Annotated in this window: 13 protein-coding genes and 1 tRNA gene; 8 read left to right on the top strand and 6 right to left on the bottom strand. The window is 67.5% G+C overall.

What is annotated here, in order from left to right; translation table 11 throughout:
* Window positions 1–6: 6 nt before the first annotated feature.
* Complete coding sequence (locus tag OG976_RS02065) at window positions 7–306, bottom strand: hypothetical protein (protein WP_328357220.1); 300 nt, start codon at window positions 304–306, stop codon at window positions 7–9.
* A 62-nt stretch (window positions 307–368) separates the two neighbouring features.
* Between OG976_RS02065 and uvrB the strand changes: the two genes are divergently transcribed.
* Both uvrB and OG976_RS02055 read left to right on the top strand, forming a co-directional pair.
* Window positions 369–2,531, top strand: coding sequence for an excinuclease ABC subunit UvrB (gene uvrB / locus OG976_RS02060; RefSeq protein WP_328357217.1), 2,163 nt, complete (start codon window positions 369–371; stop codon window positions 2,529–2,531).
* A 48-nt stretch (window positions 2,532–2,579) separates the two neighbouring features.
* Window positions 2,580–3,986 carry an MFS transporter gene (locus tag OG976_RS02055; protein ID WP_328357214.1) on the top strand — a complete coding sequence of 469 codons (1,407 nt, stop codon included), beginning with the start codon at window positions 2,580–2,582 and terminating at the stop codon, window positions 3,984–3,986.
* A gap of 5 nt (window positions 3,987–3,991) precedes the next feature.
* On the opposite strand, the gene OG976_RS02050 is transcribed toward OG976_RS02055, so the two are convergent.
* Window positions 3,992–4,696 (bottom strand): MgtC/SapB family protein, encoded by a 705-nt coding sequence (locus OG976_RS02050; protein WP_328357211.1) that lies wholly within the window; start codon window positions 4,694–4,696, stop codon window positions 3,992–3,994.
* Window positions 4,697–4,793: 97 nt separating this feature from the next.
* Between OG976_RS02050 and OG976_RS02045 the strand changes: the two genes are divergently transcribed.
* A tRNA-Cys gene (locus OG976_RS02045) sits at window positions 4,794–4,867 on the top strand.
* Between the two features lie 195 nt (window positions 4,868–5,062).
* Complete coding sequence (locus OG976_RS02040; protein ID WP_328357208.1) at window positions 5,063–8,161, top strand: hypothetical protein; 3,099 nt, start codon at window positions 5,063–5,065, stop codon at window positions 8,159–8,161.
* Here OG976_RS02040 and OG976_RS02035 read toward each other — a convergent pair.
* Window positions 8,158–9,711 carry a glycosyltransferase family 39 protein gene (locus tag OG976_RS02035; protein ID WP_328357206.1) on the bottom strand — a complete coding sequence of 518 codons (1,554 nt, stop codon included), beginning with the start codon at window positions 9,709–9,711 and terminating at the stop codon, window positions 8,158–8,160. The two genes, OG976_RS02040 and OG976_RS02035, sit on opposite strands and share 4 nt — an antisense overlap.
* A gap of 335 nt (window positions 9,712–10,046) precedes the next feature.
* Between OG976_RS02035 and OG976_RS02030 the strand changes: the two genes are divergently transcribed.
* From OG976_RS02030 to OG976_RS02020, 3 genes are all read left to right on the top strand, one after another.
* Window positions 10,047–10,493 carry a universal stress protein gene (locus tag OG976_RS02030; protein WP_167101553.1) on the top strand — a complete coding sequence of 149 codons (447 nt, stop codon included), beginning with the start codon at window positions 10,047–10,049 and terminating at the stop codon, window positions 10,491–10,493.
* Window positions 10,494–10,519: 26 nt separating this feature from the next.
* On the top strand, window positions 10,520–11,542 hold the full coding sequence (locus OG976_RS02025) for a magnesium transporter CorA family protein (protein WP_328357202.1): 1,023 nt from the start codon (window positions 10,520–10,522) through the stop codon (window positions 11,540–11,542).
* 116 nt (window positions 11,543–11,658) lie between these two features.
* The gene (locus OG976_RS02020; protein ID WP_328363059.1) at window positions 11,659–15,264 is read left to right on the top strand and encodes a beta strand repeat-containing protein; all 3,606 of its coding nucleotides are present in this window, start codon (window positions 11,659–11,661) and stop codon (window positions 15,262–15,264) included.
* Window positions 15,265–15,277: 13 nt separating this feature from the next.
* Here OG976_RS02020 and OG976_RS02015 read toward each other — a convergent pair whose 3' ends face one another.
* The 3 genes from OG976_RS02015 to OG976_RS02005 are packed head-to-tail and all read right to left on the bottom strand — an operon-like array spanning window position 15,278 to window position 18,684.
* Window positions 15,278–15,502, bottom strand: a complete 225-nt coding sequence (locus tag OG976_RS02015; RefSeq protein WP_328357199.1) for an Rv1893 family protein — start codon at window positions 15,500–15,502, stop codon at window positions 15,278–15,280.
* A 41-nt stretch (window positions 15,503–15,543) separates the two neighbouring features.
* Window positions 15,544–17,949, bottom strand: coding sequence for a bifunctional diguanylate cyclase/phosphodiesterase (locus OG976_RS02010; protein WP_328357196.1), 2,406 nt, complete (start codon window positions 17,947–17,949; stop codon window positions 15,544–15,546).
* A gap of 57 nt (window positions 17,950–18,006) precedes the next feature.
* Window positions 18,007–18,684 (bottom strand): MBL fold metallo-hydrolase, encoded by a 678-nt coding sequence (locus tag OG976_RS02005; RefSeq protein ID WP_328357193.1) that lies wholly within the window; start codon window positions 18,682–18,684, stop codon window positions 18,007–18,009.
* Window positions 18,685–18,768: 84 nt separating this feature from the next.
* Between OG976_RS02005 and uvrA the strand changes: the two genes are divergently transcribed.
* Window positions 18,769–21,669 (top strand): excinuclease ABC subunit UvrA, encoded by a 2,901-nt coding sequence (uvrA, locus tag OG976_RS02000; protein ID WP_328357190.1) that lies wholly within the window; start codon window positions 18,769–18,771, stop codon window positions 21,667–21,669.
* Window positions 21,670–21,686 lie beyond the last annotated feature (17 nt).

The raw sequence follows: 21,686 nt of genomic DNA, 5'->3' as shown, positions 1-21,686 counted from the left end.
GGCCGCTCACTGCCGGCGCAGCCAGCGCAGATCGATCGTCCGTGGGCCCTTGCCCGGGGGCCGGGTGATCAGGCGCAGGACGAGGCCACCGACCGCGGCGACGCCGAAACCGGTCAGCAGCACGTCAGCGGCGTCCCACCAGGTGCATTGGTAGTTGGTGCCGTGGCGGTCGTTGGCGCAACTCATGCCCATTGCCTCGGCCACCCGGACCGGTCCGGGCCAGGCCAGCGCGACCAGGCAACACAGACCGACGATGAGCAGCACCAGCCCCAGGATGCGCAGGCCGATTCGTAATGGTTCGGGCACGGCGATAGCGTACGAAACGCAGCGGGAATGAATGTGTCGGTGGGGGCGCTTAACCTGGACACATGGCCTTCGCTACCGAACATCCGGTCCTCGCGCATTCGGAGTATCGCGCGGTCGAGGACGTCGTGCGCGCCGGCGCCCGGTTCGAGGTGGTCAGCGAGTACCAGCCGGCCGGCGACCAGCCGGCGGCCATCGAGGAACTGGAACGCCGGATCAGGGCGGGGGAGCGCGATGTCGTACTCCTCGGCGCCACCGGCACCGGCAAGTCCGCGACGACCGCCTGGCTCATCGAACGGCTGCAGCGGCCCACCCTGGTGATGGCGCCGAACAAGACGCTGGCCGCCCAGCTCGCCAACGAGCTACGGGAAATGTTGCCGCACAACGCCGTTGAGTACTTCGTCAGCTACTACGACTACTACCAGCCCGAGGCGTACATCGCTCAAACCGACACCTACATCGAGAAGGACAGCTCGATCAACGACGACGTGGAGCGCCTGCGCCACTCGGCCACCTCCAGCTTGCTGTCCCGGCGGGACGTCGTTGTCGTCGCCTCGGTGTCGTGCATCTACGGCCTGGGTACCCCGCAGTCCTACCTGGACCGTTCGGTCGAACTCGAGGTCGGCTCGGAGGTGCCCAGGGATGCGCTGCTGCGGCTGCTGGTCGACGTCCAGTACAGCCGCAACGACATGTCCTTCACCCGTGGTTCGTTCCGGGTGCGTGGCGACACCGTCGAGATCATCCCGTCCTACGAAGAACTGGCTGTCCGCATCGAGTACTTCGGCGACGAGATCGAGGCGCTCTACTACATGCACCCGCTGACCGGGGACGTCGTCCGCAAGGTCGACTCGCTGCGGGTGTTCCCGGCCACGCACTACGTGGCGGGTCCGGAGCGAATGGCTCAGGCGATCTCGTCGATCGAGAAGGAGCTGGAGGACCGGCTGGCCGAGCTCGAGGGCCAGGGCAAGCTGCTGGAAGCCCAGCGGCTGCGGATGCGGACCAATTACGACATCGAGATGATGCGCCAGGTCGGGTTCTGCTCCGGTATCGAGAACTACTCCCGACACATCGACGGTCGAGGCCCTGGAACGGCGCCCGCCACGCTGCTGGACTATTTCCCCGACGACTTCCTGATGGTGATCGACGAATCGCACGTGACGGTCCCGCAGATCGGCGGCATGTACGAGGGCGACATGTCCCGCAAGCGCAACCTGGTCGAGTTCGGCTTCCGGCTGCCCTCTGCCGTCGACAACCGGCCGCTGACCTGGGAGGAGTTCGCCGACCGGATCGGCCAGACGGTGTATCTGTCGGCCACGCCCGGCCCCTACGAGCTGAGCCAGACCAGCGGCGAGTTCGTCGAACAGGTGATCCGCCCGACCGGCCTGGTCGACCCGAAGGTCGTGGTGAAGCCCACGAAGGGCCAGATCGACGACCTCATTGCCGAGATCCGGGCCCGCACCGAACGCGACGAACGCGTGCTGGTCACCACGCTGACCAAGAAGATGGCCGAAGACCTCACGGACTATCTGCTCGAACTCGGCATCCGGGTGCGCTATCTGCATTCAGAGGTCGACACGCTGCGGCGCGTCGAACTGCTGCGCCAGCTGCGGCTGGGCGAGTACGACGTGCTGGTCGGTATCAACCTGCTCCGTGAAGGCCTCGACCTGCCCGAGGTGTCTTTGGTGTCGATCCTCGACGCCGACAAGGAAGGGTTCCTGCGCTCCACGCGCAGCCTGATCCAGACCATCGGCCGCGCGGCCCGCAACGTGTCCGGCGAGGTACATATGTACGCCGACAAGATCACCGACTCGATGCGGCAGGCCATCGACGAGACCGAGCGCCGCCGCGCCAAGCAGGTCGAATACAACGTTGCCCACGGTGTCGACCCGCAGCCGTTGCGCAAGAAGATCGCCGACATCCTTGACCAGGTCTACAGCGAAGCCGACGACACCGACGCCACCGTCGGGGTCGGCGGCTCCGGGCGCAACGCCTCACGCGGTCGGCGCGCTCAGGGCGAGCCGGGCCGGGCGGTCAGCGCCGGCATCATCGAAGGCCGCGACACCTCAAGCATGCCGCGCGCCGAACTCGCCGATCTGATCAAGGACCTGACCGCGCAGATGATGGCGGCGGCTCGCGACCTGCAGTTCGAGCTTGCGGGCCGGATTCGTGACGAGATCGCTGACCTGAAAAAGGAACTGCGCGGCATGGATGCGGCCGGCCTGAAGTAGGCCGGTGCACTTGAGCTCAACTGCGGTTGAGCCTCTACGGTGATGCACATGACGGGCAAGACGGCATCGGCCGCGGGCAGCTGGCGCGAGCTACTGGGCAATCACCTCGGCGCCACCGTCGTCCTGGCCGGCGGGGTGGCGATCTACGCCATCAACGAGTTCATCACGATGAGCCTGCTGCCGAGCACCGTTGCCGACATCGGCGGCGAGCGGCTCTACGCCTGGGTGACCACGGTGTATCTGGTGTCGTCGGTCGTTGCGGCAACCACGGTGGGGCCGTTGCTGACCCGGTTCGGCCCGCGGTCGTCCTACCTTGGTGCGTTGTTGTCGTTCGCGGCCGGCAGCGTGATCTGCGCCAGCGCACCGTCGATGGAGGTGCTGCTCGTGGGCCGGGTGGTCCAGGGCCTGGCCGGGGGCGTGCTCGCCGGCCTCGGCTATGCGGTCATCAGTGCGGCGTTGCCCGACCGGTTGTGGACCCGCGCCTCAGCCGTCGTCTCGGCGATGTGGGGGATCGGCACTCTCGTCGGACCCGCAACGGGTGGCCTGTTCGCCCAATTCGGTGTGTGGCGAGGCGGTTTCGGATCTCTTGCCGTCCTGGCCGTCGCAATGAGTGTGCTGGTGCCGATCGCACTTCCGGCGCGCGCGTCATCTGCAGGCGAGGACGGGCCGCGCAGCGGGATCCCGGTGTGGTCACTGATCCTGCTGGGATCGGCGGCGCTGGCCGTCAGCGCCGCGGCGATACCGCGCAACCCAGCCGCGATCGCCGCACTGCTCGGCGTCGGGGTTCTCTTGGTGGCCACATTCATCGCCGTCGACCGGCGGGTGAGCGCCGCAGTTCTGCCGCGCAAGGCTTTTCAGCCAGGCCCGCTCAAGTGGATCTACATCACGCTGGGTCTGCTGATGGCGGCGACGATGGTCGACATGTACGTGCCACTGTTTGGCCAGCGACTCGGCGCGCTGGCCCCTGTCTTCGCGGGGTTCCTCGGGGCGGCACTGTCGGTGGGGTGGACGGTCGGCGAGATCGCCAGCGCCTCGATCACCAACACCCGACTCACCGTGCGGGTTGTCGCCATCGCCCCGCTGGTGATGGCGGTCGGTCTCGCGGCGGCGGCGGTGACCCAAAAAGACCATGCCTCACTACAACTCGTGCTGGTATGGGCGGCCGCGCTCGCAGTCACCGGAGCGGGCATCGGGATGGCCTGGCCGCACCTGTCGGCGTGGGCCATGGGCGCGGTCGTCGACGATCCGGCGCAGCAGGCGGTGGCGGCGGCCGCGATCAGCACCGTGCAACTGATGTGCGGAGCATTCGGCGCGGGTCTGGCCGGCGTCATCGTGAACCTGCGGGCCACCCCCGATGCCAGCGCGAGCCGGTGGATGTTCGGCGTCTTCGCGGTCCTCGCGGCAGTCGGCGTGGTGGCCTCGGCCCGGTCGGGACGCGGGCGGGCCGAGGCCTAGTTGGCCTAGTCGTCCTTGTCGTCCATCCGCCGCACGCTGGTGACCCCGTCGACGCCGGCAACGGCGGCGGGCGCGTGCCGGATTCCCGAACCGGTCAGGGTGAGCAGGACCCCGCCGTCGGGGTCGCTGTTGAGTTCTGAGAGCGTCCACCGGTTTTTGTCGCAGGCGCGCAGGATTCGGCCGATCACGCCGTGATTCTGTTCGTAGGTGATGTGCAGTCGCACCGAACCGGCCAGCCGCGCGGTCAGACGATTGGTCAGTGGAGTGAATCCGAGCACGATCACGAAATGCAGGATCGTCACGACGATGGCCAGCTTGACCAGACCCGCACCGGCGGCCATGCCGATCGCGGCGCACTCCCAGATCGCTGCCGCCGTCGTGAGCCCATGAACCGCGCCCTGGCGAGTGATGATCAGACCCGCGCCCAGGAAGCCGATGCCCGACACGATCTGGGCGGCGACCCGGGAGGGATCGACTTCCACGAGGCCCGGAACCAGGACATCAGAAAAGCCGTACTTACTGATGATCAGGATCAGCGCCGCGGCGGTGCCGACGATGGTCTGGGTGCGCAGCCCGGCGGCCTTGCCGTGGACCTCACGCTCGAGCCCGATCAGGGCGGTCAGCCCGAATGCGATCAGCAGTTCGACGATCTGGCGGGTGCCCTGTCCGGGGCCGCCGAGTAGGGGCGGATCAGCCAACCAGGTCTGCATGCCGTCACGGTAAGGCGCGCAGCGCCGGTCAGCTAGTGCTCACGGTGATCGAAACGCTGGGCGGGACCCCGCCGTGCTGGAATCGTGACCTTTACGTGCGGGTGTGGCTGAGTGGCTAGGCACCGGCCTGCAAAGCCGTTTACACGGGTTCGAATCCCGTCACTCGCTCCACGTTCTTCGTCAGATTGACCCTGCCGCCGTCGCGGCGCGGGTAACTGCTGCGGCACCGGTTGGCAACAGTTCGGTAACCCCCCGACCGGCACGCCCGCACAGAACTTACACGTCTGTAGTTTTCCCCTCAGACCACACCACAAGGACGGGGGAACCATGTCTCGAACCACCAATCGCATAGCGGCGGTCACCGCTATGGCGACTGCTGGGTGCTTCTGGACGGCTCCTTTGTTCAGCCCACGGGCGATTGCCGATATCGTCCCCGGGGTTCCGTGCGTCAACATCATCCAGCAGGTCGCGTCCAATCCGCCCGACCTCAGCCAGGGCATCCCGGGTGCGGCGTCGTCGATCTTCACCAACAACCCGCCGGTCGCCGGCGGGCCCATCCCCCCCGCGACCGTGCCCGGAACCATCAAGGTTCCGCCGGCCAGCGTCCCCGGAACGCCGGGCACCCATTCGGTCGCCAGCGGCGCGACACCGCCCGCGACGGTTCCCGGCGCGCCGGGAACCTCTGTGGCCCGCAGCGTTCCCACTCCGCCTGCCGCCGTCCCCGGAACCCCGCCCGGTGGGATAGTCGGCGGCACCAGCACCCCGCCTGCCGCGGTGCCGGGCACCCCGCCCGGTGGCACCGTCGGTGGCATCACCACCCCGCCTGCCGCGGTGCCGGGCACCCCGCCCGGTGCAACGGTCGGTGGCATCACCACGCCCCCCGCCGCAGTTCCCGGCACGCCCCCGGGTGGCCTGGTCGGCGGCATTCCGACACCTCCGGGAGGCGTTGTCGCCCCGCCGGCCGGTGTTGGAGTTCCGCCCGCCGGTGTTCCCGGCGCGCCGATCGCTGACGCCGCGGGTCTTCCCGGCGCCGGCGCCGCCGGTGCCCCGATCGCCGACGCATCGGCGGGTCTGGAAGCCGGTGCCCAGATCGGCGCCGCCGGTGGCGGTGCCGGTGCAGGTGGCGGCGCAGGTTCTGCGGGTGCTGCCGGTGCCCCGATCGCCGACGCTGCCGGCGCACTGCCGGCCGGAGCGCCCGGCGCAGCCATCTCCGACGCTTCCGGTGCATTGCCGGCGGCGGCCCCCGGCGCTCCCATTGCCGATGCCGCAGGCGCGCTGCCCGCTCCGCCGGCCGCTGTTCCCGGCGCTCCGCTTCCTGCCGCCGCCGTCGTCCCACCCGGACCTCCGGCGGCCGTCCCCGGCGCTCCGATTCCCGAGGCCGCTGCGGTCCCGCCCGGTCCGCCTGCCGGCGTTCCCGGTGTGCCTGCCGGCGGGGGAGTCGACGTGCCAGGCGGCCCTCCGGCTGCCGTTCCCGGGGTTCCCGCTGCTGACGCTGTTCCCTTCCCCGGGACTCCGCCCGGCGAGGTTCCCGGCGGACTCGTGACCGACACCGCCGCAACGCCTCCGGTGCCCCCCGCCGGCGTTCCGGGAGTTCCCACTGCCGCAGCGGTGGACACCCCGCCTGTTCCCGGGGTCGACACCCCCGGCGCCGAGATCCCCGTGTCGGTCAGCACGCCCGGCGCTCCCGGCGTCGAAACCCCCGCGGTGCCTGCTGCCGCATCGGTGTCGACGCCGCCGGTTCCCCCGGTGGCGAATCCTGGTGCCGCCGTGAATAACTCGGTTTCCACACTGCCGCCGCCGCCGCTGTCCATCCCGGGCGGCTCGGTGGGCGGTGGCATGCTCGAGGTTCCCGGCACTCCGCCGCTGACCTTGCCCGGTGTGCCCAGCGCAGCGTCCATCCCCGGCTTCAGCACGCCGCCGGCCGCCGTTCCCGGCACGCCCGGAGCTGTTGCCGCCGAAGGCGTTCCCGGCGTACCCGCCGTTGTTCCCGGTGCTCCTGCCGCCGCGTCCGTCGAGACCGCAGGCACCCCGCCCGCGATGGTGCCGGGCACCCCCGGCGGCCCGGTTGTCGAGGGCGGCGGAGTTCCGCCCGCTGAGATCCCCGGTACGCCCGGAGCGCCGATCGTCCAAACTGGCGGAACGCCTCCGGCCGCGGTTCCGGGTACGCCTGGTGGCCCGGTTGTCGAGGGCGGCGGAACGCCGCCCGCGGCGGTTCCGGGTACGCCCGGAGCGCCGATCGTCCAAACTGGCGGAACGCCTCCGGCCGCGGTTCCGGGTACGCCTGGTGGTCCGGTTGTCGAGGGTGGCGGGACGCCGCCCGCGGCGGTTCCGGGTACGCCCGGCGGCGGCGAAGGCGGCGGCCTGCCGACCCCGCCCGCGGCGGTCCCCGGCGCACCGGTCGGTGGTGGCGGCGGCGTCCCCGCAGCCGGTGGCGTGCCTGCCGGCGCGATCTCCGACGCGTCCGGCGTGGTGCCCCCCGCGGGTGCCGCCCTGGCCGACAGCTCAGGTCAACTCTCCGACGCCGCACTGCAAGCCGGCGCTGGAGCCGGCGGTGGCGGTGGCGCCGGTGCCGGTGGCGGTGCGGGCGGCGGAGCTGCTGCCGCGGGCGCCGTCGGCGCTCCGATCGCGGACACTGCCGGCGTGGTCAGCCCGGCGGCTGGAGTTCCCGCCGAGGCGATCGCCTCTGCTGCTGCCGGATTGCCGGCACCGCCGGCAGCTCTGCCTGCTGCCGCCGTCGGCGGTGGCGGTGGCGGGGTGCCTGCTCCGCCGACGGCCGTTCCGGGTCTGCCCGGCGGTGGCGGTGGTGCCGGCCTTCCCACACCGCCGGCCGCGGTGCCCGGTGTGCCGGTTGTCGATACCGGTGTGTTCCCGCCGACTCCGCCTGCGGCGGTGCCGGGTGTGCCGGTTGTCGATACCGGTGTGTTCCCGCCGACTCCGCCTGCGGCGGTGCCGGGTGTGCCGGTTGTCGATACCGGTGTGTTCCCGCCGACTCCGCCTGCGGCCGTTCCGGGTACACCGGTCGTCACCACCGGCGGGACGCCGCCCACTCCGCCGACGCGGACTCCGGGCAGCCCCATCGGCAATATCGACGCCTACCCGGCCACCCCGCCGCGCGCCGTCCCCGGCACCCCAGGTGTCAACGCCGCGGCGAGCACGCCGGGTCTGCCGAGCCTGATCCCGGCGGCCCCGATCGCGAATGCGGCGGGATCACTGCCGACGCCGCCGGCCCAGGTTCTTCCCGCTGTGGCACAGGGCGTTGCGACGCTGCTGTCGCCGCCGCAGGTGACGATCCCCGGAATCCCCGGCTTCGGTATTCCGCTCCCGACGACGATCTCGACGCCGCGCGACCTGCTGTGCGTGGGCACCGGATGGTCGGCGACCAAGCCGGGTTCGGAGTCCGGTGCCCCCGCCGGTGCGGTGCTCGGGGCGGACCTGCCGAAGGCGAACCGCTGGTTCAATGACTAGCCGGTGACTCGCGTCGACTTGGTCACCTGGGCGAAGCTGAACTGCCAGCGCTCCACGACACGGTAGCCGAACCGGCTGGGAACCTGATACGCCATGGCACGGCCCAGGCGTGGGCCGGGCGCCAGCGATGCGCCCTGTTCGTGGTCGGGAAGCGTCTTGTCACGCTCGGTGACCGTCCAGATCGCCGGGCAGCCGGGCATCTCGTCCGCCCATCTCCAGACCGCGATATGGCTGTCCCACAATCTGTTTCGTGCAATTGCGGTCGTCCCGCGGCCATAGTCGCGGAGTTTGTCGAACGCGGCGGGCCTGGCGGCGATCAGCGGCCGGATCGGCCCCGGCTTCCACGCCGCCGAATTGTCCATGATCAGGCAGTCGCCCGGCTTCGCGAAGCGGGTGATGACGTCAGCCACCTGGCTGTAGTCCATCCCTTCCTTCGCATACGGACCGCGCTGCGCAAGGTAATTGGGCGTCGCGGTGAATGCGAACAGCAACAGCAGCCCCGCGATCCCGGCGCGCGAGCGTCCGACGCTCACGACGCACAGTCCGAGCAACAGCGCGATCGCGGGTACGGTGAACGACAAGTAGCGCGGGTAGTACACCGGATGGCGCACAACGGAGTACACCAGCAGCGCGGCGGTCGGGATCACGATCCAGGCGATCGCCACAATGACCAGCCGGGCGGTGTGCGGTCCGGCGACGGCGGCGGCCTTGGCGCGGCACAACACGCCCGCGACGATGACCAGTGCGGCCAGAACCGCGAACGCCAGCGAATGATCGAAGTACTGCTCCTGCAAGATCTTTCCGACCGTCGAGAGGCCCAGGGGAGAGATCCAGCCGACTTGGAACAGTTGGGTCTGAGTGAAGTAGAGGAACGGCAGCACTGGCGCGACGGCGGCCAGTGCGGCCATGGCCCACCGGAAGCGGACGTTGCGCGAATCCGACGACACGATGACCAGGACCGCGTGCACGCCGACGATGAGCACCACGAAGACGTTCAACAGCGTGCCCAGCAGGACCAGCGCCGCATAGCCGGCCCACCACCGCCACCGATTGCGTCGAATCGCGCTGACGCAGAGCACGGTCAGCCACACCCCGGCGACCATGCACAGCGCATACGAGCGTGCCTCGATACCCGCCCAGGTGACGCGGGGGAGAAGCGCGAACACCACGCCTGCGGCCACCGCCACCGCCCGCGTGGAGAGCTGGCGTCCCAGCACCACCACCCCGGCTGCGGCAAGTCCGACGGCCAGCGAACTGGACAGCCGCGACCAGAATTCGGTCGCCGGGAAGATAGCGAACCAGCCGTGCATCAGCAGGTAGTAGAGACCGTGGACGGCGTCGATATTGCCCAGCATTCGCCACAATTCGGCAAAACTGCGCGTGGAGGCGGAGATGGTGGCGGCCTCGTCGAACCACAACGACGGCCGGGCAGCTCCCGCGGCACTGACCGCAACCGCGAAGATCGCGACGGCGGCAGCATCGATCTGTCGGGGGTCCGTTGACCGCTCGACGACGCCGGTGACTCGTTCTGGCCGGAAAGTAGTGCTCACGCCGGTTATCTCGTACCCATGTCCGTTGGTGTGCAAAACGGTAGCCTGCAGCGCCGCCGACCGCGCGGCATGCGTCCCGCAGCCTCGTATTCGCCGGCGCAATTGCATATACGGCATTGGTGTGGTGAGGCCGACAAACGTCATTGCGTGCGATCTCGATTTGCAATTCGGGTTGCTGTCGCGAAACTCACGGGACTGACAACGGATGCGTGTGGCCCGGTAAAGTGACTGGTTGCGACGTTGTGTAAATGCCAGCTGGGGTGAATCGCACCCTGGCGTGGTGAAGAGGCGTTACTGTTCCCGATGGCGCTGTCGTCGGAGACTGGAGGGTACGAATGGGCGGTTACAAGACCGTGGTCGTCGGAACAGACGGCTCGGATTCCTCGCTGCGTGCGGTAGATCGGGCGGGCCAGCTCGCTTCCGATCCCGGTTCGAAGGTCATCGTGGCGACCGCCTACTTCCCCGCCTCGGAGGACACCCGGGCAGCCGACCTGTTGAAGGACGAGGGCTACAAGATGGCGGGCAACGCCCCCATCTACGCGATCCTGCGTGAGGCGCGTGACCGGGCCAAGGCCGCCGGCGCAGCCGATGTCGAGGAGCGGGCCGTCGTCGGCGCGCCCGTCGACGCCCTGGTCGAACTGGCCGAAGAGACCAACGCCGACCTTCTTGTCGTCGGCAATGTCGGCCTGAGCACCATCGCCGGCCGCCTCCTGGGTTCGGTGCCCGCCAACGTGGCGCGCCGGTCCAAGAGTGACGTCCTGATCGTGCATACCACGGGCTGAGCTCGCGTCGTCACCAGATCACGGCCGTGAGCGCGCCCCAGGACACCGTTCGCACGCGGCTGTGGCTCGGCGGTGAACTGAAGTCGGAGAACTTTCCGCTCGCGGAGGTCTCCACTCACCTCGACGAGGACGGTGCGCTGGTCTGGGTGGACCTGTGCAATCCCGATCACGACATGTTGTGTCGGCTGGCCGATGAACTGAGTCTCGACCCCCACGCCGTCGAAGATGTCGTCGATCGCAGCGAACGCACCAAGGCCACCCGCTATACGACGCACACCTTCTTGACGGTCTACGCCACTGCGTTGGGTCCCCAGCTGGCCAACGACCTCGAGTCCCGGCTGCTCACCGCGCGGGTCTCCATTTTCGTCCTGCACGGCGGCATCGTGACGGTGCGCCACGAAATCGATCCGCAGCGACCGGTGTTCGACATCGATGAGGTGGTCCGCCGCTGGGATGACAACGCCGACCTGTTGCGGCTCGGCGGCCCGGCGCTGCTGCACGGCCTGCTCGACGTGATCGTCGACGGCCAGTTCGAGACCATTCAGGATCTCGACGACGCCATCGAGGCGCTCGAGGACGGGTTGTTCGACGACCGGGCGGTGACTCGCAAGATTCAGCGCGACACCTACCGGCTGCGCAAGGAACTCGTCGAGCTACGCCGCATCGTGCTGCCGATGCGCGAGGTGATCAACACCATCATGCGGCGCCGCGCTGAGCGCGGCGACACCATCGAGCTCGACAGCTGGTATGCCGACCTCTACGACCACGTCATCCGCGCTGCAGAGTGGACCGAGTCGCTGCGCGACATGATCACCACCGTCTTCGAGACGAACCTGTCCCTGCAGGACGCCCGGCTGAACACGATCATGAAGAAGCTCACCGGGTGGGCAGCCATCATCGCGGTCCCCACGGCGGTCACCGGGTGGTACGGGCAGAACGTGCCCTACCCGGGCTTTCAGAGCACCGCCGGCGTGATCGCCAGCGCGGCGATCATCGTCGTGACCTCGGGCTTGCTGTATCTGGCGTTCCGACGGCGTGGCTGGATCTGAGTTTCAGACTCGCTCTTAGTGACACTCGCGCAAATTCCTGTGCAGCAAATAGGGTGTCGGTACGCTGTGGCCGAACATCGGCGGCCGGGATCGGGGGAATCGTGGTGTCTCGGAGTATGAGGGTTGCGGCGGCGGCGTTCGTCCTCGGTGTGTCGCTGACCGGTCCGCAACTGGCCGTCGCGACGGCCGACGGTTCCGATAGCGATGCGGGTCCGGCGGCGGACTCGGCGAGTGCGGCTGCAGGCGATCACGCCGGCGCCACTGCACGGTCAGGGCGGCCGGCAGCCGGCGGCACTCAGGCGGAGCGGCGCGGGCAGACGCCGGTCCGAGCTGCCGCGGCCCAGCGCGGTCGAGTTGGCGCCAACACGGTGGTGCGCCCACCGGTATCAACGCGACGAATCGCTCAAGCTGCACAAGACGTGAATGCCACTGCAGTGCAGCCGGTTTCGGGGTCTGCAGTCGGCGCCGCGCAGGTGGCTGCCGAGTCCGCGGTGTCGCCGGCCGTCTCCGGTGCGGTTGGCCAGTTCGCCGTTGCGGCTCGGGATCGCGCGGCGGCTTCATCGGTTGGCAACGGTGGTTGCGCCGCATGCTGGGGGTTGGAGGCGCCGTCGATCACCCAGGCGGTCGGCACGGTCGTCAATCACCTGTTCAACTCGGCGTTCACCTTGTTGTCGAGCTTTCCGGGCTCGCCGATCTCCGATCTGGTCGCGGGGGCACTGGTGCTGATCCGGCGCAGTGTCTTCTTCGTCCCCGAGGGCGTCACCGCGACCATGGTCGGCAACTCGCTGAACGTCTCGGTCAACACCGGCAGCGTCGCCTACTTCCGCCAGAACGGCTCCGGGGTGCAGGTGTCCGGTGACCCAGGGTTTTTCGGCGCCCAGACTTTCTACGACACCACCCCGATCGACGTAGTGGTGAGCAACGCCGGCAATGCGGGGTGCGCCGGTGTCGTGATGACCTCGGGAACGGTCAACGGCAATCTCCAGACCACGCAGATCGACGATATTCGTTTCGGTGCCGGTGCGGCGTTCAGTAAGCAGGTCACCGCCACGGTCACCAGCGGTGTGCTGACGTTGCGCGATGCGGTCCGGGGGCTCGGCGGCGTCGAGCTCAACGGACCGGTGGTCCTGGCCGACGACGTCACCATCGATGCGGGTAGCAGCGATGCAACATTCAACGGGACCGTAGACGCGGCCACGGCGGGCAAGCAGGGCCTGACGGTGACTGCGCTGGGCGCCACCAGCTTCGCCGCTGCCGTAGGGGGCCACAGCCCACTGGCGAGTCTGCTCACGCAGGGTATCGCCCCGCTGAACGTTGCGCAGTCGACCGATTCCAAAACCATTCCGCTGCACTATCTTCCGGAATTCAGTGCCACGGGTTCACCGCAGGTGAAGTACGGCATCGATGTGGCGATCGGCGACAACCCCTCGCAGGTCTATGAATTCGACACCGGTGGTGTCGCCTTCTTCGCCGGCTACAACCCGGCGTTCTGGAGCAACGTACCGCTGACGTCGACGCCCATTTCGGAGACCTACTCGTCGGGCAACTACTACAACGGCGTCGTCGCCAACACCCGCATCACCCTCGGTTCGGGATCCCAGACGGTATCTACCGGCCAACCCATCCAGATCGCAGCCGTCCTCAACGGCGGAAACAGCAACACGGCATTCGACTTCACCAACCCGGCGGCCCCGCCCGTCGAAGACCGGTTCTTCGGCGACTTCGGCGCGTCATTCGCCACCCTGCCGGTCCCCGGGGACAGCACTTCGCTCGCCAACCCCTTGTTCCAGCTGCCCGGCAATCTGTCCAGCGGATTCCTGGTTCAGTTGGGTCCCATCGGAATTCAGCCGCAGCTGACGGTCGGCGTCACCGATGAACTGCGCTCTCAGTTCACCTATGCGGTGCCGGTGACGCCACAACCAGGTGGTGGCACCTATCCGGTCTCCGGGTACGACGTGCTGAGCTGGTTCGGCTTCGCGCCGAGCTACACCGCGACGCTGGCCGGCGATGAACAACAGATCGGTGTCACCCCGACGCTGCCCTCGTTGATCGACAGCGGAGCACCGTCCACCGGGGTCCGGCTCAAGGGCCTGGGGGGCAACCCCTTCGATGACAATGGGCAACTGCAGCCGGGCGCCACCTTCACCGCCGTGTTCCCCACCACGGCAGGTCGCGAGCCACTGACATGGTCCTTCCCCGCGGGCAACATCGGATCGGTCAACCTGGTCAATTATGTGCAGGGTCAGGACCTCAACAACATCCAGAACGTCAACACCGGCCTGAATCTGTACAACTCCTTTGACGTGATGTTCGACGTGGCCGAGGGCGTCATCTGGTTGCGGCCCACCGGCGGCCAGGCCACGGTGTCGCTGCAGTCCGTCACGACCACGGGCGCCCAGACATACCGTCAGAACGCCCAACTGAACGGGACCTACACCACCGCCGGCGGTGACTTCTCCGTCGCCGGTGTGACGACCTTGCTCGGCAACGCGGCCGTAAACGCCGGGAACGTCACGTTCTCCGGAACGGTCGATTCCATCAGCGCAGCGCAGACTTTGGCCGTCAACGCCAGTGGCAGCGCCACCTTTGCGCGTCAGGTCGGAAGCCAGATCGCGCTGGGCAGCCTGACCGTCGATGCCGCCGGACCCACCAGCACCACGTCTGTGCAGACCACGGGCAACCAGGTCTACGACGGCGCGGTGTCGCTCAACGGCCTTTACGCGGTCGGGGGCTCGTTCACGGCGCAGGGCGCGACCACCCTGACCGGCCCAGTCAACGTCTCGGGCGGAGATATCACCTTCAACGGCACGATCGACTCGACACCGGGCGCGGGCTACACCCTGACCCTGCTGCCGGGCGACGGCAAGACGGCTTCACTCAATGGCGATGTGGGAGTGAGTAATCCACTCGGCGGCCTCACGATTCAGGCCACGACCAACGGCACGGCGACCGTGCTCGCTCCCAGCTATGTTGCACTGTCCGGCAATCTTGGCGTCTCCGGCACCGTGGGCCTCTACGTCGGCGACGGTGTGACGGCGAAGTTCACCGGCGGCGGGGTGATCGGCCAGTTCACCGACAGCGGCGTCGTCATCGAGGAGTCGACCGACTCCGTCATCAACGGTTTCGCCATCAGCACCAACGGCCGCGACGGAATTCAGATCAACGGAGCCACCAACCCGCAGGTCACCAATAACGTGATCGTGGGCAACGGGACGGCCGGGATCGATCTGGTGGGCACCGACGGGGCGAACGTGTCGGCCAACACGATCCTGAACAACGCCGGTGCCGGGGTGATCGTCGACTCGGGAACCGGCAACGCCATCTTGTCGAACTCGATCTCGGCCAACGGCGGCACAGGCGGTCTGGGCATCAGCCTCACCAACGGTGGTAACCGCAATCAGCCTACGCCGCAGGTCAATTCGGTGAGCTTGGGTATTCTCATGCCGACTCTGGTGGTGGATGCCAACATCGCGTCCCGGCCTGACTACAGCGGCACCTTCACCGTTCAGGTGTTCTACTCTCCGACTGGGGGGACCGCCGCTGTGCAAGGTCAACAGCTGATCTACCAGCAGGCGTCCGTCGCGGCGGGCGACGTGACGTTGCAGTTTGCCTTCCCGGGCACCATCGCCGGCCCCGGCTTCATCACCGTGACCGCTACGCCGGACACCGCCCCGCGGGACACCTCGGAATTCTCCAACGGAGTCGCGCTCCCGACGGCGTGAGCTGGAACTCCGGCTACTCCTCGGGAGTGTCGGCGTCCGTTCCGGTGAACACCTCTTTGGTGCGCTCTACGGCGTGGGTCGCGATGTCGACGGAATCCTGGACGATGGCGCCTACCCCTTCGGTGACGTTGCCGCGCAGCATGTGTGCGGCGTCCTCGACGATGTCGGAGGCCTTCTCCACAGCGTGGGTCGCGATGTCCCTGGCGGCGTCTAGTGCATTCTTCGGATCGAAGCCCATCGAATCCTCCTGGTTGTGGCTGGTGTCGAGACTAGACCCGATCAGTAATCGGTGTTGGAACCCCGATCAAAGTATCCCTGCAGCTGATCGACTCCGAGTTCGACAAGCCTGGTTCGGGTATGGGTGTCTTCGACACCCTCGGCGACGGTGAGCAGCCCGAACTCCCTGGCGATGCCGACGATCGCCTTCACAACCGATTCGTCCTGTGGGTTGCTGAGCAAGCCGCTGACAAAACTGCGGTCGATCTTCAATTTGTGCAGCGCCATCCCGCGAAGATCGGTGAAAGTGCCGAACCCTGTTCCGAAGTCATCCAGGGTCAACCGGCATCCCAACACCCCCATGTCGCTTGAGAAGCGGTTCGCGACGTCCGTCGATGCAAGAGCTGTGGTCTCGGTGATCTCAAAGGACACCCGGGCGGCGGCGTCGCCGGCCTGCCGCAGTTCATCGGTGATCGCGGCGACCGTGGCCCGATCGTTGATCGAGTCGGCCGAGAGGTTCACCGCCACACACTGTCCCGCCCGAGCCAACTCGAGGCCCCGAGCCACCATGAACCTGTCGACGCTCGGCATCATGCCGAAGCGCTGGGCTTGTGGAAGGAAGCCGCCGGGAGTTGTCAGTTCGCCATGGGGTTCCACCAGCCGAACCAGCAATTCCTCCTCCACCACGCGCCCGGTGCGGGCATCGACGATCGGCTGGGCGTAGACGACGAGACGGCCTTCGGTCATCGCACGCGACATGGCCTCCTCGAATTCACGACGTTCCCGCAACTGGCGTTCTACGAGGGTGACGTCGGTGATCAGGATGAGGAAGTTCTCCACGCGGCCGTGTTCGTCGCGAATACAGCTCACCGAGTGATCACCCCAGATCCGATGGCCATCGGCATGGACGTACTGATTGATCATCCGGAACGAGTCGATGCGCCCTTCCTGAATGGCGGTGACGTTCGGCAGGTTCTCCTCCAGGTACTGCGGCCCGGTCACCTCCTGCCAGGACTTCTGTCTCAACGTGTCGGTGTCGTAGCCGAAGAACTGACACAGCGCGTCGTTGACCGACTCGAGGCGACCCTCCGGAGTGAGCAGGCACATGCCGACCGCCGCGTGATCCATCGCGCGGCGCAGGCGTTCATCGGCTTCGGCCTGCCGCCTGCGCTGCACCTGTTCGCGGGCTTCCACTTCGGCGGTGATGTCGGCGATCACGGCGACGTCGTTCTCCACTCGCCCGCTCGCGTCGCGAACACAGCTGACCGACAGATCAACCCAGATCAGATGGCCATCGGCGTGGATGAACTGCTTGGTCGTCCGGAAGGAGTCGACGCGGCCCTCGTGGAGATCGCTGACGTACTTCAGACCTTCCACCACGTCCTCAGGCGGGGTCAGTTCCTGCCAGGTCTTCTGCTTCAACGTCTCGGCGTCGTAACCGAAGAGCCGACACGCCGCATCGTTGACCTCCCGGAGGCGACCCTGCGGGGTGACCAGGCACATGGCGAGGGCGGCGTGATCCATCGCTCGGCGGTAGCGTTCCTCGGCCAGGGTCTGGAGCCGCCGGGCCTCCTCGAGTGCCTGCTCCGCGGCCACCTGGTCATCGACCAGTCGTAGCGCGGCGATAGAACCGTCTTGGCCGCCATCCTGGTCATAGAAGGGCTGGGAATGCGCGTCGACCCAGTGGATGACGCCCTCCACCGAGCGCACCCGGTAGCGCTGCCTGACCACGCCGCCCATCGTGACGGTTCTGACCCGGTCGGCCCAGGCCGCAAGATCTGAGCGGGGAAAGATCTTGTGCACTTCTCGGCCGACCCAGTATTCCGCCGGCGCACCCAACAGACTGTCCACCGACGGTGAGACCCAGACGAACCTGCCGTCTCGGACGTGGACGACCACATCGGTGGAGTTTTCAGCCATGAGGCGGTAGTTGTTCTCAGAGGCGACGAGGCGTTGGGCGGCCTCACACCGCTCGGTGACATCGCGCCAGGTGAGGGCAATGGTGGTTGCCGTCGCTCGGGTGGCTCTGAGGTCGTAGCGGCGGCTGCCGCGAAGGACTTCGTTGTTGTAGGCGAAGTCGTTGAGAACCAGCGGTTCTCCGGTTTCCAAACACCGTATGTAACCGGGGAGCAGTGTTTCCTTGATGCCGGGCATGGTCTCCACCGCGCCGCGACCAAGCAATTCCTCACGTGACAACCCGAGGTAGTCACACGTCGCCTGGTTGAGTTCGCGGTGAAGGAAATCGATGATCTGGCCGGAGGAATCCGTCACCGCTTCCAAGAGCACTTGAGGATCGAGCATCGCGTCCGCGCTGGCCCGAAGCAGGGCCGCGCTAGGCTCTGCGCCGCCGCTGGACTCAGCGGGTTGCGGCCTACGGCCCGCTGAGACCACGCGGAGTTCCGAATGTTCGCCCCCGAAGAACCTGCACAACCAGACCATAGGCGCAACCGGGCAGCCCGCGTCGGGCAACTCGCCACGTCACGGGTGACGCGATCCTGGTTAACACGCAGTGCGTCGAAGCGCCGACTACCAACCGCGGTCGCGCCACTCCTGAAGATGGGGCCGTTCGGCGCCCACCGTGGTGTCGTCGCCGTGGCCCGGGTACACAACCGTGTCGTCGCCGTAGGCGCCGAACAGCCGGCTGGACACATCGTCGATAAGCTGCTCGAAAGCGCCTGGCTCCCAAGTCTTTCCGACACCGCCAGGGAACAGGCAGTCGCCGGTGAACAGCTGGGTTGCGGTGCGTTCGCCGCTCGGCCGCAAGGCGAGCGCGACCGAACCCGGGGTGTGGCCGCGCAGATGCACCACATCGAACGTGAGATCACCGACAGCGATGGTGTCGCCGCCCGCCAGCAAGCGGTCCGGGTGGACCGGCAGCGGCTCGGCGTCGAGCTGGTGCACGGCGGTCGGCGCGCCGGTGGCCTCGGCCACCGCCGCCAGCGCCTGCCAGTGGTCGAAGTGCTGATGGCTGGTGACGATGAGGGCCAGCTTCGGCGCGTGTTCGCCGACCAGCTCGACGAGCAGCTCCGGGTCGTTGGCCGCGTCGATGAGCAGGCTCTCGCCGGTCGCGGAACACGTCACCAGGTAGGCGTTGTTGTCCATGGGGCCCACCGACGTCTTGATGATCGTCGCGCCGGGCAGTGTGCGGCGTGCTGAGGTCCGGGGTTCGACGTGCCCGGTGTAGCTGTCGTCGACGACTGTCATGGTCGCCACGGTACTTGTCGGAGGGGCGACATAGCATGGGGGCGATGTGTCGGGTGCCCAGAAAACCCGCAGGAAGGGGAGCTGGTGGCTGACCGGCTGATTGTCAAGGGCGCGCGCGAGCACAACCTTCAGAGCATTGACCTTGACCTGCCCCGCGACAGCCTGATCGTGTTCACCGGGCTGTCCGGATCCGGCAAGTCGTCGCTGGCGTTCGACACGATTTTCGCCGAGGGCCAGCGCCGCTACGTCGAGTCGCTGAGTGCCTACGCGCGTCAGTTCCTGGGCCAGATGGACAAGCCCGACGTCGACTTCATCGAAGGTCTGTCCCCGGCGGTGTCGATCGACCAGAAGTCCACCAACCGCAACCCGCGCTCGACGGTCGGCACCATCACCGAGGTCTACGACTACCTGCGTCTGCTCTATGCCAGGGCCGGCACCCCACACTGCCCGGTGTGTGGCGAGCGGATCGCCCGGCAGACCCCGCAGCAGATCGTCGACCAGGTGCTGGCCATGCCGGAGGGCACCCGCTTCCAGGTTCTCGCCCCGGTCGTCCGCACCCGCAAGGGCGAATTCGTCGACCTGTTCGACAAGCTCAACACGCAGGGCTACAGCCGGGTCCGGGTCGACGGGGTGGTTCACCCGCTCACCGACCCGCCCAAGCTGAAAAAGCAGGAGAAGCACGACATCGAGGTGGTCATCGACCGGTTGACGGTCAAGGCCAGCGCCAAACAGCGCCTCACCGATTCGGTCGAGACGGCGCTGACTCTGGCCGACGGAATCGTGGTCCTGGAGTTCGTCGACCGTGAGGATGACCACCCGCACCGCGAACAGCGGTTCTCCGAGAAGCTCGCCTGCCCCAACGGGCACGCGCTGGCGGTCGACGATCTCGAACCGCGGTCGTTCTCCTTCAACTCGCCCTACGGCGCCTGCCCGGAATGCAGCGGCCTGGGCATTCGCAAGGAGGTCGACCCGGATCTGGTGGTACCCGATCCGGAGTTGACCCTCGCCGAGGGTGCGGTGGCGCCCTGGTCGATGGGCCACAACGCCGAGTACTTCACCCGCATGCTGTCGGGTCTGGGGGAGGCGCTGGGGTTCGACACCGACACCCCGTGGCGCAAACTTCCGCTCAAGGCGCGCAAGGCGATTCTGGAGGGCTGCGACGAGCAGGTGCACGTGCGCTACAAGAACCGCTATGGGCGCACCCGCTCCTACTACGCGGACTTCGAAGGCGTGATGGCGTTCCTGCAGCGGCGGATGGAACAGACCGAGTCCGAGCAGATGAAGGAGCGCTACGAGGGCTTCATGCGCGACGTGCCCTGCCCGGTCTGCGACGGCACCCGCCTCAAGCCGGAAATCCTGGCGGTGACACTGGCCGCGGGGGAGCATGGGGCGAAGTCGATCGCCGAGGTCTGTGAGCTGTCGATCGCGGATTGCTCGGACTTCCTCAACGAACTCACCCTCGGGACGCGCGAGCAGGCGATCGCGGGCCAGGTACTCAAGGAGGTTCAGTCGAGGCTGGGCTTCCTGCTCGATGTGGGCCTGGAGTACCTGTCCCTGGCCCGCGCCGCTGGCACTCTGTCCGGCGGTGAGGCCCAGCGCATCCGGCTGGCCACCCAGATCGGTTCCGGTCTGGTCGGGGTGCTCTACGTGCTCGATGAGCCGTCGATCGGGTTGCATCAGCGCGACAATCGCCGACTCATCGAAACCCTCACGCGGCTAAGGGATCTCGGTAATACGCTGATCGTCGTCGAACACGACGAGGACACCATCGCGCATGCGGACTGGGTGGTCGACATCGGCCCGGCCGCCGGCGAGCACGGTGGCCGTGTCGTGCACAGCGGCTCGTATCAGGACCTGCTGAAGAACCCCGAGTCGATCACCGGCGCGTATCTGTCCGGCCGGCAGCGGATCGACGTGCCGGCCACTCGCCGGCCTACCGACCGCCGCAGACAGCTGACCGTGGTCGGCGCGCGCGAGCACAACCTGCGCGAGATCGACGTCGCCTTCCCGCTCGGGGTGCTGACCGCGGTGACCGGGGTGTCGGGCTCGGGTAAGTCGACCCTGGTCAACGACATCCTGGCCTCGGTGCTGGCCAACAAGCTCAACGGTGCCCGCCAGGTTCCCGGCCGGCACACCCGGATCAACGGGCTCGAACACGTCGACAAGCTGGTCCGTGTCGACCAGTCTCCAATCGGGCGTACCCCGCGGTCCAATCCGGCCACCTACACCGGGGTTTTCGACAAGATCCGGACGTTGTTCGCCGCCACCACCGAGGCCAAGGTCCGCGGGTATCAGCCCGGCCGGTTCTCGTTCAACGTCAAGGGTGGCCGCTGCGAGGCCTGTTCCGGTGACGGCACCATCAAGATCGAGATGAATTTCCTTCCGGATGTCTACGTCCCGTGCGAGGTGTGCCAGGGGGCCCGGTACAACCGCGAGACCCTCGAGGTGCACTACAAGGGCAAGACGATCTCCGAGGTGCTCGACATGTCCATCGAGGATGCCGCGGAGTTCTTCGAGCCGATCACCAGCATCCACCGCTATCTGCGCACCCTCGTCGACGTCGGGCTAGGGTACGTGCGGCTGGGTCAGCCGGCGCCGACGCTGTCCGGCGGCGAAGCCCAGCGCGTGAAACTCGCCTCCGAGCTGCAGAAGCGTTCCACCGGCCGGACGGTCTACATTCTCGATGAACCCACCACTGGCCTGCACTTCGAGGACATCCGCAAACTGCTCAAGGTCATCAACAGTCTTGTCGACAAAGGCAATTCGGTGATCGTCATCGAACACAACCTCGACGTCATCAAGACCTCGGACTGGCTCATCGATATGGGTCCTGAAGGTGGTGCCGGAGGTGGCACCGTCGTCGCCGAGGGCACGCCCGAAGACGTTGCCGCCGTCCCGGAAAGCTATACCGGCAAGTTCCTCGCCGAGGTACTGGCGACGCCCACACCGAAGCGGACCACCAGGCGGCGGAAGGTCAGCGCCTAGCCGAGAACGCCGGGCGG

This window comes from Mycobacterium sp. NBC_00419, from assembly GCF_036023875.1.
GTDB lineage: Bacteria > Actinomycetota > Actinomycetes > Mycobacteriales > Mycobacteriaceae > Mycobacterium.
Note: the sequence above shows the minus strand (reverse complement) of the source record. Positions and strands in the feature narration are given on the sequence as shown.

Coding starts and splice junctions, on each gene's coding strand:
- OG976_RS02050 (WP_328357211.1), bottom strand. CDS start 4,696: ATGCAGACCTGGTTGGCTGATCCGCCCCTACTCGGCGGCCCCGGACAG.
- OG976_RS02015 (WP_328357199.1), bottom strand. CDS start 15,502: ATGGGCTTCGATCCGAAGAATGCACTAGACGCCGCCAGGGACATCGCG.
- OG976_RS02030 (WP_167101553.1), top strand. CDS start 10,047: ATGGGCGGTTACAAGACCGTGGTCGTCGGAACAGACGGCTCGGATTCC.
- OG976_RS02040 (WP_328357208.1), top strand. CDS start 5,063: ATGGCGACTGCTGGGTGCTTCTGGACGGCTCCTTTGTTCAGCCCACGG.
- OG976_RS02020 (WP_328363059.1), top strand. CDS start 11,659: ATGAGGGTTGCGGCGGCGGCGTTCGTCCTCGGTGTGTCGCTGACCGGT.
- OG976_RS02055 (WP_328357214.1), top strand. CDS start 2,580: ATGACGGGCAAGACGGCATCGGCCGCGGGCAGCTGGCGCGAGCTACTG.
- uvrB (WP_328357217.1), top strand. CDS start 369: ATGGCCTTCGCTACCGAACATCCGGTCCTCGCGCATTCGGAGTATCGC.
- OG976_RS02005 (WP_328357193.1), bottom strand. CDS start 18,684: ATGACAGTCGTCGACGACAGCTACACCGGGCACGTCGAACCCCGGACC.